The organism is Bradyrhizobium sp. SZCCHNR3119 (assembly GCF_032487775.1).
In the GTDB taxonomy this organism is placed as follows: domain Bacteria; phylum Pseudomonadota; class Alphaproteobacteria; order Rhizobiales; family Xanthobacteraceae; genus Bradyrhizobium.
Genome location: NZ_JAUEUV010000002.1, coordinates 775,231 through 790,173 on the forward strand (window position 1 = coordinate 775,231; position 14,943 = coordinate 790,173).

A 14,943-nucleotide genomic window follows, 5' to 3' on the forward strand; every position below is an offset into this window, starting at 1 on the left:
TCGAATGGCGGGACAGATTTGGGCCTTCGGCCGAGGCAGATTTCTGGCGCCTTCAGAAGCTGATGGATCCCATAGGCGGCTCAGTTGTTGAAACCAGAGGGCGCGTATCGATTGTACTTGTGCAGCAAACTGACCAGGCGGTCATGTGGCAAGGCGTAGATCGTTGAGCCATTGGCGCCGGACATCGTCTCTGATGCGACGAGTTGATTGACGAGGGCCTCCTCTACCGCCTCAACCGTTCCTTTAAACAAAGCATCGAGAACCTGATGCTCGTTGTCGCTGACGAAGACCTTGCCGTTTGGCTTTCCTTTTAGCGGTGTCGTGTTGGTCGTCGAAAAGGCCAGACTGAATTCTCCGGAATTCGTCGCCGCCGTGCTACCTTCGCGGCCGACGCCCAATGCGGCTCGTCGCGCAAGCCGCTGCAATTGATGGGGCTGCAAAGGCGCGTCCGTTGCGATGACAATGAGCAACGAATTCTTGACCTCGCCGTCCGCTGCAGGCCCTTCTCGCAGGAGGGGATTCATATTGGGCATCAGGTCTGTAATTTCGTGGCCTATCGGCATTCCAGCGATCCGCAGATCAGATCGGCGGCCATGGTTTGCCTGCACGAGAACGCCAACTGTATAGCGTTGTCGCTTTACGGCAACCACCCGCGAGGAGGTCCCGGTCCCCCCCTTAAACTGATAGGCCGTCATACCCGTGCCGCCGCCGACATTTCCCTCCGGCACTGGACCGCCACCCGCGTTGTCCATGGCTGCGAAGACATGCTCGAGCTTCAGCGACCGGCCGTGGACGTCGTTGAGCCTGCTATCGAGGGTTTCTCCCACAACTGGAAGCAGCCTTGTGATCAGGTGATCGTCGGCGAGAAATCCCGGCCGGGACGACCAATCAATAAGGCCCTGGTGAACGACACTCAGGTTGCCGGTTCCGGTCAATGCGATCGGGCCAAAGAGCAGGCCGACTTCGTCCACCACATGCAAACCGGTAAATTCTCCGGTGCCATTGATAACGGCACGGCCGGCCGCGACCGCATCTTTGCCGTGCTTGCCCAGCGGAAAGATGATCGTGACGCCGGTACGTACCGGACCTCGCCCTCGCACCAGGAGGCCGTCACCCTGGATAAGGGTAGTCATGCCAACTTCGATCCCAGCAACGTCTGTTATCGTGTTGTTCGGTCCCGGAGTGCCGTCGAAGGGAACGCCCAGTTCGCGAGCTCGCGGTTTCCCTTCACTTGCGAGGTCACAGGCTTTCGAAATTTCCATGGTGTTGTATCCGCTGCACATTGAAATCGCGGGACGCAGCGCAAGCGCATTCGCGACTACGCTGCCTCCGGGCCGTTAAGACAGATATCGCTTGCAATAATGAAGCGCGATCAAGCTGATCAATGCTGCCGCGGCGACGTAGAAGCCAGGCGCCAACAATGACCCGGTCGCACTCAGGAGCCAGGCAATGATGAAAGGAGCAAAGCCCCCGAATATCGCCACGCCGAAGGAGTAGCCCACTGATAGGCCGGTTCCCCGTATTTTTGCAGGGAGGCACATCCACTGTGAAGAACAGCGATGGTATGTGTTGAGAGAATTGTGCGAAATCGTCGAGGGCGAATGGCGGCGCGACGGCAACCACGCCATCAGGTCCGGCGGCGCGCTCGAGGCTGCTGGCGGCAATAGCGCAGAGCTCGATGTCATTTGTCAGTTGTGGATCATAGTGACCCCACTCTACCCGCCCCAGCGCCCCTACTGCGCTCGCCATGCCTTCCACCAGCGAACTCAGCCGGCGTTCCATTTCAGGCATACTGGCTGCGTCCGTCACACGCAGCGCTCCTTCCATGACAGCGACATCGGGGATGACGTTGAACTTTTCGCCACCGCGAAAGCTCCCGATCGAAAGGGTTGCCTGGTTGCGGTAGACGTCTGTGTTCCGGCTGATGATCGTCTGAAGTCCCAGCAAGATTTGCGCCCCGACCACGAGCGGATCGATCGTGCGCCAGGGCATCGACGCATGCCCTCCCTTACCCTCAACAACAATTTTGAACTGCCGCATGGCGTAGCCACCGCAGCCTACATGGTAGTGGATGTGACCGGCGGTGCCTGGCGGTTTTCCTCCGACGACATGGATGCCGTACATCGCCTCCGGTTTTGGACTACTCAAAGCCCCTTCGGCCAACAGGAGCTTGGCCCCATGTAAACCCACCCAACCGGGTGGGGGCCCTTCTTCGGCGGGCTGAAACACAAACAGGACCGTGCCTGGGAGATCGTCTCGTAGAGCCGCCAGGACTTCGGCCGCACCCATCAGAACTGCCGTATGCGCATCGTGCCCGCACGCGTGCATGACAGGGACCTCGACGCCTCCCCAGTCAGCGGTTACTTTCGATGCAAACGGCAGCCCGGTCTCCTCGCGCACAGGAAGCGCGTCCATATCGGCGCGCAGAGCGATGACGGGACCGTCCATTGAACCTCGGAGCACGCCGATCACGCCCGTGCCTCCGCCGAGCCCAGTACGCACCTCATCAAAGCGAAGCGCTCGAAGATGCGCGGCCACTAATGAACTTGTCCGGAACTCCTTGCAGGCAAGTTCAGGGCGCGCATGTATTTCGCGCCGCCACTCGATGACCTTGCTCTCAACAGCCAGCGCCAATTGATCGACAAGGTCGAGCAAATCACTTCGTGGAGCCGGTGGCTCCAAAGTTTCAGGCTGAATTGCCGTCATTGAACCTCCGCTGGGTCGCCGTCATGGCTTTCTGCGTTTATTATGCAGCGTACAAGAACACTGTACATTAATCAGCCCATGTGGCAAGCTCCATCCGGCGCTGCAGCTCTGGCCGACAACAGCCGTTCGAGGGTGTCATCCGTAGATGTCTTCCAACGTCGGAACTGGGTCAGCGTGGGTCGTCGGAGGGGCTTCAACGTTGGAGCGCAGGGCTGCTCAAACCTTGGGCAGGGGTACCACGGAGGAAGCAATAACACTGTACAATGAACCTTGTGCCACCTGTGTTTCTTGAGATACGCCGAGGGTGGTTTTCCCGTACGGCATTCAAACAAGGTCATTCGTTTCGGTCGTAGTTTGGGAGTCGGCCCGAATCACCAACCGATTCTGCCCTGCGAGGCACGGACGACCAGAAATGGAGATCTGAAAATGAGCCACGCAGTGGTGGGTCGACAGAGGCGAGCTCCGCGAAAGTCAACACCTCAGCCGGATCAGCCGGGCCTCACCAGGGAGGCAATCGTCGCGGCCGCCATCAGGCTCATCGACGCCACGGAGCTCGAAAGCTTCAGCATGCGCAATTTGGCGAAGGAACTGGGAGTTTATCCGACCGCGATCTACTGGCATATTCCAAGCCGCAGTGCAGTCATCGCCGAAGTGATCTCAGAAGTGTTGCGAGACATCGCGCCCGCGCTTCCGCTGGATTGGAAGACGTGGCTGAAGTGCCTGTTTCGGAACTTTCGTGAGGCCATCCGTCAGCATCCAAACGTCGCACCGCTTATTGGTGTCCAACTTATCTCCAATGCGAGTGTTGACCTGGATATGATCGAGCGGATCCTCGCTGTCCTGACCCAGGCAGGATGCCCGCCCGAGCAATTGCGCTCGGCGTGCAACGCCGTCATCGTGACCGCCGTGGGTTTGACAACCCAGGAATTTACAGTGGCGCCGAAGGAGGAAGCCGCCGAGTGGGCAATTGGGATGCGTCGGATCCTGACTGTGTTGACCCAAGCGGGTTGTCCGCCCGAACGGTTGCGCGCGGCTTACAACGCCGTTGTCGCGGCCATGGTGGGCTTCACAACCCAGGAATTCGCAATGGTGCCGAAGGAGAAAGCCGCCGAGTGGGCAATCGGAATGCATAGTGTCGTTGCTTCGGTGGAAGCTGACCACCATCCAATCCTCGCGCGTAATATTGACGGCCTCGCCAACAAGAGCTTCATTCTGCGATGGCAAAATGGCGCTGAGACACCGATGGACGATAGCTTCGAGCTGTTTATCGATGCCTTCATCACAGGCCTCGAGACAGTTATAGACAGGCCGCGTCAGACATCGTCCTGAGATTGGTTGCCATCGGACAGCCCCGCGGCGAAACAACTCGACCAGAGCGGGAAATCTAGTGCGTCAGGCCCGGCACATTTTGCCACGTGACGGTCGTAGTCCTTCGCCGTCGTCAAGGGTGGCATGAAGACCGAAAGCAAAATCGCCGGCCCGGACGAGGCTGGCCCGGCGAGATCGCATAGTGCAACTTCCAAGCTGTCTATTTACCTGGGCCGTTCCTCAGCACCGAATGGCTCCGGCCATAGACAAAATAGACCGCGAGTCCGATCGCCAGCCAGACGAAGAGGCGCAGCCAGGTTTCCCAGGGCAGGAAGACCATCAGGCCAAGGCAGCACAGCATTCCCCCGACCGGGACAACCGGCACTGCCGGCGTCCGGAATGGGCGCGGCACATGAGGATCCGTGCGACGCAAATAGACAACGGCACCGCAGACCAGGATGAACGCGAATAGCGTGCCGATGCTCACCATCTCACCGAGGATGTCTATCGGGGTGAGAGCGGCGACCACGGCCACGACGACGCCAATTATCGCAATGCTGAGATGCGGAGTGCCAAGAGTCGGATGTACGCGGGCGAAGAGCGGCGGCAGTAGGCCGTCCTTCGCGATCTGGAAGAAGATGCGGCTCTGGCCGTAGAGCACAACCAGGATCACTGTGGTGATGCCGGCCAGGGCCCCAATTTTGATCAGTATTGAGATCAAGGGCATGCCGATTATATCGACGGCTTTGGCGATTGGATCGGAGACGCCGACGAGGTCGGTATAGTGCACCAAGCCAGTGAGCACGGCCGAGACTAGGATATAGAGGATGGTGCAGATCAGCAGCGAGCCGAGGATACCGACCGGCATGTCGCGCTGCGGGTCTCTCGCCTCCTGAGCCGCGGTGGAGACGGCGTCGAATCCGATGAAGGCGAAGAACACGACGGAGGCGCCGCGCATAATGCCGGACCAGCCGAAATGGCCGAATTCCCCGGTATTGTCTGGAATGAAGGGATGCCAGTTGGCCGGATTCACGAAACCGGAGCCTATGGCAATGAATGCTAGCACCACGGTAAGCTTCACCGCGACCATGATGTTGTTAAGCCGCGCCGATTCCTTTGTGCCTCCGATCAGCACGAAGGTGAGCAGCAGAACAATGAAAGCAGCAGGGAGGTTAACGATACCCGCCACTGTAGTGCCATCGGGCAACTTTGTCTGGGTGTAGGGCGCGGCTGCAAGGGCGGGTGGGATGTCGATGCCAAAATTGTGCAGTAGGCTGACGACATAACTCGACCACCCGACCGCCACGGTAGCGGCGCCCATGGCATATTCGAGCACGAGATCCCAGCCGATGATCCAGGCGAACAATTCGCCAAGTGTGGCGTAGGTGTAGGTGTAGGTGTAGGTGTAGGTGTACGTTAAACCCGAAACGGGTAGGAGGGAAGAGAGTTCGGCATAACATAGGCCAACGAAGGCGCACGCGATGCCACCGACCACGAAGGATAGCATGATGCTGGGACCGGCATAATTTGCAGCAGCCGTTCCCGTGAGAATGAAGATACCGGCGCCGATGATGCAACCGATACCCAAGGCCGTGATGCTCCAGACGCCGAGCGTCTTGGACAGGGCGTGCTTTTCCCCTTCGGCAATGATGTCCGCCACTGGCTTGCGCGACATGAGTCCTTGGTCAGCCATTGTTGATTTCTCCCTCTTCGATGGCGAACTGAGGGTCGGCCGTCAGGTTGAGAGTGGTCGGCGCAAATGGGCTGGTTGAGCCCTGCCAAAGCGAACAGGACAGTCGACATCGCAATGCACACATAGAATGCTTTTCATTCCGGCTTCCCCTTGTTGTACAGTGTACTTGTACACAGTACAACAAGGGTGTGGGATTTGCAAGGCCCCCCTTCCTCCAGCCGCGGCCCGGGCACACATGACAGATATTTCAGACAAATTTCGTGGAAAGGCTGGTCGCAATGATTTCCAATTGTACGATGGACAGTGTACAATCCGAAGGGAGCCTCTGGTCAGCAGTTGGCTTGGCCGGCCGAACAATTGCGGAATGTATGGAGAATTGAAATGAACCAGGCCGTTGTAGGTCGACAGAGGCGAGCGCCGCGAAAGTCGAAACCTCAGCCCGATCAGCCGGGTCTCACCAGGGAGGCAATCGTCGCGGCCGCTATCAAGCTCATCGACGCCACGGAGCTCGAAAGCTTCAGCATGCGCAATTTGGCGAAGGAACTGGGCGTCTATCCCACGGCGATCTACTGGCATATCCCAAGCCGTAACGCAGTCATTGCCGAAGTCATTTCGGAAGTGTTGCGCGGCATCGCACCCGCTCTTCCGCTGGATTGGAAGACGTGGCTGAAGTCCTTGTTTTGGAACTATCGTGAGGCCATCCGCCAACATCCGAACGTTGCGCCGCTCATTGGTGTCCAGCTCGTATCCAACGCCAGTGTGGACCTCGACATGATCGAGCGCATCCTGACTGTCCTGACCCAGGCTGGGTGCCCTCCCGAGCGGTTGCGCGCGGCTTACAACGCCGTGATCGCGGCCATGGTGGGCTTCACAACCCAAGAATTCGCAATGGTGCCGAAGGAGGAAGCCGCCGAGTGGGCGATCGGGATGCGTAGCGTCGTTGCTTCCGTGGAAGCTGACCACCATCCAATCCTCGCGCGCAATATTGAAGGCCTGGCCAACAAGAGCTTCATTTTGCGATGGCAAAATGGCGCTGAGGCCCCAATGGACGACAGCTTCGAGCTGTTTGTTGATGCCTTCATCGCAGGCCTGGAGGCAGTTATGGACAGGCAGCCACAGAGATCATCCTGAGACCGGTTTCCATTGGAGAGGCTGGTGGCTTGTCGTCGGCATAAAATTGCGCCCCAACCGTACTGGTGCCATCAAGAAAATCCCGAATGACGTCATGCACGAATGGGTTCTCCGCGCAGATTGCGTGGAAAAGATCGTCCGAATCGCGGCGAAGCAAGTCGACCATGGCCTTCAAATGGTCAAAGGCGGTGGTGGTCAATGACAGGGTGGGGGAAGGCATCGACAGAAGAATGCGGGAAATCAAATGCGTCAGGCCCTGTACATAGGCCATCTGGCGGTCGTGATCTTCCGCCGTCGTCACCGCGACCTTGAGCTTCAGCCGACTGCGAAGAAAGGCAGCCACCATTCGCCAGGCCGTCCCACGTATCGGGACGATGGCGAGCGGCAGACCGTCTATTCCTGCCTTCCCGCTCTGAGGGCCGAAAAGGGGATGGGTGCCAATAACCTGCACATGGCTCGGCAGCTCCGCCAGAATTGCGGCCGGCTCTGTTTTGACTGAGCAGACGTCAAGGACGATACTTCCCTTTCGCAAGTGCGGCGCGATATCGCGGACGACCTTCTCAAGCATCTGGACGGGCATCGACAACACGACGATGTCGCAACTCGCCGCGTCCCGCAACGTCGCCGAATGGAGTCCGTATTTTGCCGCGAGCGGTCTGAGATCAGCAACCGGATCGAAGCCGACGACACGAAAATATGGCGCGAGATGCTTGACGGCGAAGGCGCCAAAAGCGCCTACGCCGATCATGCCGAGGGACAACTGCCGCGGTTTCCTGTGAACGGGGACAACGGACGCGATCATGGTCTTCCAGCTTTTTCGGCCTTGAACGCGGCAAATGTCGCCTCGAGTAGGTCGACGATCTCGTGCACTTGTTCTCTCGTGACGATCAGAGGCGGGGCGATCATCAGCCACTCGCCGTAGCGACCATATGCGGTACGGCGCGTGTAAAGCAGAAGGCCTCGCTCGATCCCGAGCTGAACCAGGCGGCCGACCGATGGTTCTCCAGATGCGAAAACCGATTTCCGCTCTTTGTTTGACACAACCTCGATCGCGGTAAGCAGACCCTTGCCGCGCACGTCGCCAATGAAATCGCAGCGATCCATCAGCGCAATCAGCTCCGCTTTCAGAAGCTCGCCCATTTCGGCCGCATTGCTCATCAGGTCCCGCTCGACGAGTTCGGTGAGCGCGGCATGAGCGATGGCGCAGGACAGCGGATTGGCGGAATAGGTGTGGCCGTGGACGAACCCCCCCGCGTTGCGCAGGATGTCCGTCATTTCAGCGCTGACCATGACAACGCCGAGGGGCGTGTAGCCCGCAGAAACGCCCTTGGCGAGGGTGCACATGTCGGGCTTAGCGAGCGGCCAATGCTCCGCTGAGAGGAACTTGCCCGTGCGCCCGGCGCCGCTCATCACCTCGTCGTAAATGAGCAGGACGCCATGGCGCGTGCAGATGTCGCGAACAAGGCTGTAGTAGACGTCGTGTGCTACGAGCGCGCCTGTCGCGAGCCCCCCGACTGGCTCCATGATAAAGGCGAGCACGGTCTCGGGTCCTTCCGCAAGAATGGCCTCTTCCAGTGCTCTGGCTGCCGCCTCGGCCGCACCCTTTGCGTCTTGACCTTCGGCAAGCCGATAGGTGAAGGGCGCTGGCACCTTCGGCATGATGCGAGTGACCTCGCCATAGAGGTATTCGCTTTCAGGATCGCCCGTTACCGACACGGCTCCCAATGAAGCGCCGTGGTAGCTCGGCATTCTGGCGAGCGCTTTCCATTTCGTGTCCCGGCCCGTGACGACAGCGTATTGCCGAGCGAACTTGAGCGCCGCCTCCGTGGCTTCGGAACCGCCGGAAACGATAAACGCTCGCTCGAAACCCGGTCCGGACAGCGTCGCCAGCAATTCAGCCAGTTGGATGTTCGGTTCGTTTTCGAAGAGATTCCTGCTCGCGAAGGACACCTTCGACATCTGCGAGACGCCCGCCTCTATCACACGGCGGTTGCCGTGCCCGAGATTGCAGCAAATCGGCCCGGAGGAGGCATCAACGTAACGCTTCCCGGCAGTATCCCACATGTAGATGCCTTCGGCGCGCGAGATGGTTGGAAGTCGTTTCGCGCCGATCGGGGTGTAAAAGAGCTGGATTGGTCCGCCAACTGGCGGGAAACTATCGATCATCTTAGAAATACTCGTCAGCTGTTGAGTTGAGCCAATAGCGGCCGGCGGCGTTCGACGAAGCGCGTGACTGCGCTCTTCAATCGTTCGGTCTCCGCGTCACCGATGGGCAAGGACAGCGCAATCAGGCCACGACGAGCCAGGTAGATGCCTTCCTCGAGCATGTCGAAGAAGAACAACTCCTTAAGCCTCTCATTCTGCCCCCTGAGGTCCCCAGCGTTACGGATTTCCGCCTTGGTGCCATGAACATTCATGACGGATCCAAGCCCCGTGAGGCTCATCGGAAACTCCGCTTTTCGAAGGATCGCGTTCAGGTCGTCCCGGAGGCCGCTTCCCCGATCATTGAATCGCGACACCGCCTCCCGATCGAGTCTTTCTCGCAGGCCGGCCAGCCCCGCCGCCATGGTCAGAGTGTTATTGTTGAAGGTCCCCGGATGCGAAAGGCTGCTCGGTCGCCGCGGATCAAACCGTTCAAGGAGATCAGCACGACCACCATAGGCGCCGAACGAGAGTCCACCGCCAAAGTATTTGCCGATCACAGTAATATCTGGAAGAATCTTCAATTGCGACTGGCGACCTCCGAATGCGAGCCGGGAAGTCATCACCTCATCAAAAATAAGAAGCGCGCCGACTGCATCAGTCGCGTGGCGCAATGCGCCGAGAAACTCCACGTCGCCCGGGATACAACCGCCGGCGCCAAGCATCGGTTCGACAAGCACGGCGGCCAGATCTGGTCCATGCTTCCTGACCAGAGCCGTCGCGGCTTCGGGATCGTTATAAGGGCATATGATAAAGTCGTGTGGCACGTTGATCGGTGACGAGACGCCGCCAAAAAAGCTAATTGCGCTTCCGTGATACGCGCCGTCGAAAACAAGAATTTTGGAGCGTCCGGTCGCGACTTTCGCCAGCGCGATGGCCATCAGATTGGCTTCTGTTCCTGAATTCGTGAATCGCACGAGATCGATCGACGGAATGCGATTGCAGATTTCCGCTGCGAGCTCGGATTCGAGTCTGTTGTGTCCCGAAAGGCTTAGCCCGTCATCCATCGCTTTCTTGATCGCCTGCAGGATGCATTCATCCGAATGCCCATAGAGGCCGGCGGTGTACTCGCCGAGAAAGTCATCGTAGCGATGGCCGTCCATGTCCCACAGAGTGCATCCTTCTCCGCGCACCATGGTGACGGGGAACGGCTTGTAAAAAAGCACCGTACGCGTGTTGCCGCCGGGCATGGAGAGACTGGCTCGCTCGAATTGCTCGGCGCTCGCTGAATTGCGTTGCGCGAATGTGTCCGTAGCCTCGGCCAATGCCAGCGCAAGCGCGTCGCTCGCCGGTTGTTGCAGTGCGCTCTGTCCCATCGTGCCTCTCAATGATATCGTCCTGATAAAATTCTTGGACATCGTACAGGACTTATTGTACGCTGTCTAGGTGAGGACCGCTGGAAGATCAAATGATTCTGGGTTCCGGAGCGACCGGCCGATGCCCCATCGCTACGAGCAGTAACTTAATGTGGGAGGACGAGGCGATATGACTCAACAGGGAGAATTGCTTTGGGAGGGCACCGACGAGTATGTCGCCAGTTCAAACATCTCAAAATTCGTGGATTGGCTCAAAGCGGAGCGCGGCCTTCATTTCGGCGCTTACAATGAGCTCTGGCAGTGGTCGGCCACCGAAGTCGAGGATTTCTGGCAGGCGATATGGGACTATTTTAGAATCCACTCGATCACGCCCCCCGGGGCTTCGCTGGTCAAGCGCACGATGCCGGGAGCCGAATGGTTCCCTGGCGCCCTCGTAAATTTTACGGAGCATGTCCTACGCCACGCGAATGACGGCGACCCCGACCGTCCCTTTCTGTTTCACAAGTCCGAGCTGCGTCCCCTCCAGACCTTGAGCTGGGCGGAAGTTGTGCGCGATGTGCAGAAACTCGCGACCGAGCTGCGCCGTTTGGGCGTTCGTCCGGGCGATCGGGTGGCTGCCTACATGCCGAACATCGCCGAGACCGTGCTCGCCATGCTGGCTACGGCCGCGGTCGGAGGCATTTGGTCGACCGCCGCGCCGGAATTTGGCGCAAGCACGGTGATCGATCGATTCACTCAGACCCGCCCTAAGGTCCTTTTCGTCGCGGATGGCTATCGTTACGGCGGGAAGGATTTCGACCGGACAGAGCAAATTCGCGCGATCGTCGCCTCGCTCGAAAGTGTTGAGACCGTCGTTTGGCTTGACTACCTCACCAGGAAGGAAGAGCTGCCGAACTGTGGACGGCGCCTCGTCCGCTGGCCATCCCTCTTCGCCGGCGAGCCCGTTGCCTCGGGAGAGTTCGAGTACCAATACGTCCCTGGCGATCATCCGTTGTGGATACTTTTCTCTTCGGGCACGACCGGCCTTCCGAAACCCATCGTGCATGGACATCTCGGCATTCTTCTAGAGCACTATAAGTCTGCGGCCTTTCATCTCAACCTGAAACCCGGAAGCGTGATGTGCTTCTACACCACCACTGGCTGGATGATGTGGAACACGTTGATGTGGGCACCTCTCATGAACGGTGCTGCCGTGCTCTATGACGGCCATCCGACCTTCCCCGACGCCGGGATGCTGTTGGGGCTCGCAGCAGAAACGGGCGCGCAGTCGCTGGGAACCAGCCCGACGTCCGTGCAGCTCATGGCAGCCCAGCACATCGTTCCCAAAGACAAGGGCGACTTTAGCCCCTTGGAGAACATCTTCCTTGTCGGATCTCCCGCGACGCCTGAAACGTTTGCCTGGCTCTATGAGCACGTCAAACCGAATCTGTGGGTGACCTCTCAGTCCGGGGGCACGGAGTTCTGCTCAGGGCTCGTTGCCGGCGTGCCGTCACTGCCAGTCTATGCAGGTGAAATCCAGGCGCGCGCACTCGGCGTCGATCTGCACGCTTACGGTGAGAATGGGGAGCCTTTGATAGGGACCCCAGGCGAACTCGTTATCAGGAAACCGATGCCCTCCATGCCCCTTTTCCTGTGGGGTGATGTGGATTCTGAGCGATATCGCGCCTCCTATTTCGACGTCTATCCGGGCGTCTGGTGTCATGGCGACCGCATCACGATCACCGAGAGGGGTAGCTGCATCGTGCATGGCCGGTCGGATGCGACCCTCAATCGATTCGGCGTTCGGATCGGATCGGCCGAGATCTATCGCACGCTTGAACAGATTGAAGGGGTTGCCGATAGCCTCGTGGTCTGCATCGAAGAAGAAAATGGCGGCTACTTCATGCCCCTTTTCGTCCGCCTTGTTGAGCGCCAGGGGCTCGACGAAAAGCTGATCGCACGGATCAAGGCCCGACTGAGGGAGGAGCGAAGCCCTCGTCATGTACCGGACGTGGTGATCGAGGCGCCTGACATCCCTTACACACTTACCGGAAAGAAAATGGAAATCCCCGTTCGCAAGCTGCTGATGGGGCAGTCGGTCGAAGCCTCCGTCAACCTCGGCTCGATGCGAAACCCTGAAGCGATCGACTGGTACGCAAGCTTCTCGAATTCGCGCCGCGAAGCCAAATCCAAGGAGTCTAAGGCATGATCGATCTCACCAAAATCCGGGCAATCGATATTCATACTCATGCGGAAGAACCTTGCGGTTGCCACGCGAACGATGGCTATGACGCGTTGCAAGGGGCACTCACTTCACGTTGCGTGATAATTCCAAGTTGAAGGGAGTACTGGATGTCGGGATGGGAGAGCTCCAAAAGAGCGCCCTTCCCGTAACTATTCTCGACATCCTCACCCCAAGCAGCGAACTTTTGAAGTCGCGCAAATAGCGAGCGCGTTTTATCGTCGTTTTCGTTCTCGATGTTTGACTTGAACTTGCTCAGAAATCGCTTCAGCAGCGAGATGCTGCGTGTCTCTGCACAATTGAGCATCGACAATATCGCATCCGGCGCGATCACTCGCAAAGATTGGCAAGATTGGTCTTCTGCTGATCGTGCCTTGCTTTCCATGACTGGTCTCGATTGAGGTTGGACTAAGAGATCACTCGGATCGGATTGAGGGTATGCACAGCTAATTCTGATATGAAAATCCGCCGGCGGCTAGTGCTGCTGGCGGACAGTTGCTAGTTCACCCAAGTACAGCTTTCTTACGCAGCGAGCGACGTAAGCTCCCGGTAATGGCCGCCTGTCGTACAGGTAGTTCGGCGGGAACAGCCAAGCATTGCCTCGGCTGGCGTGTGGCCTGCACTGCGCGGGGCGATCAAGGACCTGGCGCGAAAGCGATCAAGGAATCGTTATCCCCTTCGGGACAAGTCCGTCGAACAGAAATTCGATGCCTTCTGCCTCGATCGTTCGCTGCAGACTAGCCAGCGTCCCTGAGTATGGCAGGGACTTCCCTGTCTCATAATCCGCAATTGAACTCTTCGAGACCCCAGCTCGCGCAGATAAGTCGTCTTGGCTCCATCTGAGCCATGCCCGCGCCGCTCGCAGTTGCGCCGGTGAGATCTTCCGAACGTCCGCGTTAACCATAACCCCAACCCGATCTACCGGATTTCGCTGATGTGTGGTATATTAACCGTTAAGTTGTTCTCGAATTCAGCCGATACGGCGCTCGCCTACAAGGCGAGTCGTGTCGAAGCTTAGCTTGCAATCCTTGCAAAGGATTTAGTTCATTCTCCGCGCGTCGTCGCAACAGATCTGACAGTAGGATTCGCACATCGACTCCTGCTCCGCCGTGCTTTGGCTTGATGTCGTTCGTCTCGTACATGCTCTCGGGGGAAACAACACATGTCGGCAATCGCTCACAAAATCGCCTCTTCGGAAAACATCCGCCAGCATACAGCGCAACAACAGCAGACGCTAGTAATCCTTCCGCTGCCGACCGAGTCCTTCGGCTCACCCACGAAGTGGTGGCGAACTCGCGAGCCCGGTTCGTACTCATGTGGCGACCTCCGGCACCTAAGAAGAACGTTGATCCGGATCCAAACGATCTCCGACAAGGAATGGTCGGCTGCTATCCGAGGCTACGCGGCCGCCAGCATTGCGGTCTCCATCCGGCAACTCAACAAGCATGTGATCAGCGCTATCGAAGTCGACGTTGCTCTTTCCGCTGTGCTGGCTTGCGCAATCGAGGGTGATATCACCTCGCCGGTCATGCTCTCATCTGCATTGCGCCGCCGGTCCAAGATTGATCCAAAATGCCATCGCCTCGTTGAACTCTGGCTTAACGCAAGACGGTGATGCAAGCGACATCCACTGCAACAGCCTTATTGCGCGGCCTTCGGGAGAGCTCAATGGACACGACACTGCCCCGCGGCTTACCTGATCGGCACTGTATATCAGCGTCCACCCCTGGACGCTCCGAGACATCCACACCTCGGAATTGGTACTGAGCAATCCGAAAAGTAGTCGGCTCGTCCGCGATCGACCGTCTACATCTGGCAAGCGGATGACATCAGGGATAGGCACGTCCGTCCCGAAAACAACTGTCTCGCCGTCTCGTCGACAAAAGCGCGAGGCGCTCATTGCCTCGCACTTACAAGACTAGCAGCGACTTCTTCGCTCCAGTTCTTCCATCCATCGGCATCTGAGCAAGTGCCGAGAACACGAGCCATGTCATGTTCATTGTCAATGATAACACCCCCATTCCGGAGATCTCCTTGGAGATCGAACGGCTGCAGCGGCTCCTGACCGATCTGAACCGCGCACGGGTCGGACAACATCCCGATCGGCAGACGATCGCCAATGCCCCGGTGCTCGACCAGTGGCAAATAGCCTTCCGCCCCGAGCTCTGCATCGTCGGCACGATGGGCGGACACCCGCATGTGCAGGATGGCCATCGCGGAATGACAAGCGGCTTATGGTTACTGGCTCCGGCCCTCGGCTATGCGCGAACGCTGTCTCGCATCTACGCGCTTGGTCGCCCAGCCCTCGAAGGCAGCGTTAATCACTGAATAGTTGCTTCCACATCGCTTCAGCACCGCAGTGGATC

13 protein-coding genes and 1 pseudogene are annotated in these 14,943 nt (G+C 58.4%); 6 read left to right on the forward strand and 8 right to left on the reverse strand.

Annotated features, from left to right (window positions below):
- Positions 1-80 precede the first annotated feature (80 nt).
- Complete coding sequence (locus QX034_RS30855; RefSeq protein WP_315707242.1) at positions 81-1,262, reverse strand: P1 family peptidase; 1,182 nt, start codon at positions 1,260-1,262, stop codon at positions 81-83.
- Positions 1,240-2,706: an amidohydrolase gene (locus QX034_RS30860; protein WP_315707241.1), complete on the reverse strand. Its 1,467-nt coding sequence runs from the start codon at positions 2,704-2,706 to the stop codon at positions 1,240-1,242. Before QX034_RS30860 ends, QX034_RS30855 begins: the two co-directional genes overlap by 23 nt.
- Before the next feature lie 426 nt (positions 2,707-3,132).
- Between QX034_RS30860 and QX034_RS30865 the strand changes: the two genes are divergently transcribed.
- Complete coding sequence (locus tag QX034_RS30865; RefSeq protein ID WP_315707240.1) at positions 3,133-4,035, forward strand: TetR/AcrR family transcriptional regulator; 903 nt, start codon at positions 3,133-3,135, stop codon at positions 4,033-4,035.
- Between the two features lie 199 nt (positions 4,036-4,234).
- On the opposite strand, the gene QX034_RS30870 is transcribed toward QX034_RS30865, so the two are convergent.
- Positions 4,235-5,707 carry an amino acid permease gene (locus tag QX034_RS30870; RefSeq protein ID WP_315752459.1) on the reverse strand — a complete coding sequence of 491 codons (1,473 nt, stop codon included), beginning with the start codon at positions 5,705-5,707 and terminating at the stop codon, positions 4,235-4,237.
- A gap of 381 nt (positions 5,708-6,088) precedes the next feature.
- Between QX034_RS30870 and QX034_RS30875 the strand changes: the two genes are divergently transcribed.
- On the forward strand, positions 6,089-6,838 hold the full coding sequence (locus QX034_RS30875; RefSeq protein ID WP_315707238.1) for a TetR/AcrR family transcriptional regulator: 750 nt from the start codon (positions 6,089-6,091) through the stop codon (positions 6,836-6,838).
- Here the strand turns inward: QX034_RS30875 and QX034_RS30880 are convergent.
- The 3 genes from QX034_RS30880 to QX034_RS30890 are packed head-to-tail and all read right to left on the reverse strand — an operon-like array spanning position 6,807 to position 10,356.
- A complete protein-coding gene (locus QX034_RS30880; protein ID WP_315707237.1) occupies positions 6,807-7,598 on the reverse strand; it encodes a prephenate dehydrogenase in 792 nt (263 codons plus the stop codon). The two genes, QX034_RS30875 and QX034_RS30880, sit on opposite strands and share 32 nt — an antisense overlap.
- A 38-nt stretch (positions 7,599-7,636) precedes the next feature.
- A complete protein-coding gene (locus QX034_RS30885; RefSeq protein ID WP_316196236.1) occupies positions 7,637-9,004 on the reverse strand; it encodes an aspartate aminotransferase family protein in 1,368 nt (455 codons plus the stop codon).
- Positions 9,005-9,018: 14 nt separating this feature from the next.
- Positions 9,019-10,356: an aspartate aminotransferase family protein gene (locus QX034_RS30890; RefSeq protein ID WP_315707235.1), complete on the reverse strand. Its 1,338-nt coding sequence runs from the start codon at positions 10,354-10,356 to the stop codon at positions 9,019-9,021.
- Between the two features lie 169 nt (positions 10,357-10,525).
- Between QX034_RS30890 and QX034_RS30895 the strand changes: the two genes are divergently transcribed.
- Both QX034_RS30895 and QX034_RS34095 read left to right on the forward strand, forming a co-directional pair.
- On the forward strand, positions 10,526-12,544 hold the full coding sequence (locus QX034_RS30895; protein ID WP_315707234.1) for an acetoacetate--CoA ligase: 2,019 nt from the start codon (positions 10,526-10,528) through the stop codon (positions 12,542-12,544).
- Positions 12,541-12,645, forward strand: a pseudogene (locus tag QX034_RS34095) (4-hydroxyphenyl-beta-ketoacyl-CoA hydrolase); the annotation flags it as partial. The gene QX034_RS30895 and the pseudogene QX034_RS34095, both read left to right, overlap by 4 nt.
- Here QX034_RS34095 and QX034_RS30900 read toward each other — a convergent pair.
- Positions 12,621-12,962, reverse strand: coding sequence for a hypothetical protein (locus QX034_RS30900; protein WP_315707233.1), 342 nt, complete (start codon positions 12,960-12,962; stop codon positions 12,621-12,623). The pseudogene QX034_RS34095 and the gene QX034_RS30900 sit on opposite strands and share 25 nt — an antisense overlap.
- A gap of 273 nt (positions 12,963-13,235) precedes the next feature.
- Entirely contained in the window at positions 13,236-13,481 is a 246-nt protein-coding gene (locus QX034_RS30905) for a helix-turn-helix transcriptional regulator (RefSeq protein WP_315707232.1), read from the reverse strand.
- Between the two features lie 258 nt (positions 13,482-13,739).
- Between QX034_RS30905 and QX034_RS30910 the strand changes: the two genes are divergently transcribed.
- Both QX034_RS30910 and QX034_RS30915 read left to right on the forward strand, forming a co-directional pair.
- Positions 13,740-14,192, forward strand: coding sequence for a hypothetical protein (locus QX034_RS30910; RefSeq protein WP_315707231.1), 453 nt, complete (start codon positions 13,740-13,742; stop codon positions 14,190-14,192).
- Positions 14,193-14,569: 377 nt separating this feature from the next.
- Positions 14,570-14,905: a DUF6634 family protein gene (locus QX034_RS30915; RefSeq protein WP_315707230.1), complete on the forward strand. Its 336-nt coding sequence runs from the start codon at positions 14,570-14,572 to the stop codon at positions 14,903-14,905.
- The last annotated feature ends 38 nt before the right edge of the window (positions 14,906-14,943 follow it).

Excerpts from the sequence above, each read along its gene's own strand:
- QX034_RS30855 (WP_315707242.1), bottom strand. The coding sequence starts at position 1,262 with ATGGAAATTTCGAAAGCCTGTGACCTCGCAAGTGAAGGGAAACCGCGA.
- QX034_RS30860 (WP_315707241.1), bottom strand. The coding sequence starts at position 2,706 with ATGACGGCAATTCAGCCTGAAACTTTGGAGCCACCGGCTCCACGAAGT.
- QX034_RS30865 (WP_315707240.1), top strand. The coding sequence starts at position 3,133 with ATGAGCCACGCAGTGGTGGGTCGACAGAGGCGAGCTCCGCGAAAGTCA.
- QX034_RS30870 (WP_315752459.1), bottom strand. The coding sequence starts at position 5,707 with ATGGCTGACCAAGGACTCATGTCGCGCAAGCCAGTGGCGGACATCATT.
- QX034_RS30875 (WP_315707238.1), top strand. The coding sequence starts at position 6,089 with ATGAACCAGGCCGTTGTAGGTCGACAGAGGCGAGCGCCGCGAAAGTCG.
- QX034_RS30885 (WP_316196236.1), bottom strand. The coding sequence starts at position 9,004 with ATGATCGATAGTTTCCCGCCAGTTGGCGGACCAATCCAGCTCTTTTAC.
- QX034_RS30890 (WP_315707235.1), bottom strand. The coding sequence starts at position 10,356 with ATGGGACAGAGCGCACTGCAACAACCGGCGAGCGACGCGCTTGCGCTG.
- QX034_RS30895 (WP_315707234.1), top strand. The coding sequence starts at position 10,526 with ATGACTCAACAGGGAGAATTGCTTTGGGAGGGCACCGACGAGTATGTC.
- QX034_RS30900 (WP_315707233.1), bottom strand. The coding sequence starts at position 12,962 with ATGGAAAGCAAGGCACGATCAGCAGAAGACCAATCTTGCCAATCTTTG.
- QX034_RS30905 (WP_315707232.1), bottom strand. The coding sequence starts at position 13,481 with ATGGTTAACGCGGACGTTCGGAAGATCTCACCGGCGCAACTGCGAGCG.
- QX034_RS30910 (WP_315707231.1), top strand. The coding sequence starts at position 13,740 with ATGTCGGCAATCGCTCACAAAATCGCCTCTTCGGAAAACATCCGCCAG.
- QX034_RS30915 (WP_315707230.1), top strand. The coding sequence starts at position 14,570 with ATGTTCATTGTCAATGATAACACCCCCATTCCGGAGATCTCCTTGGAG.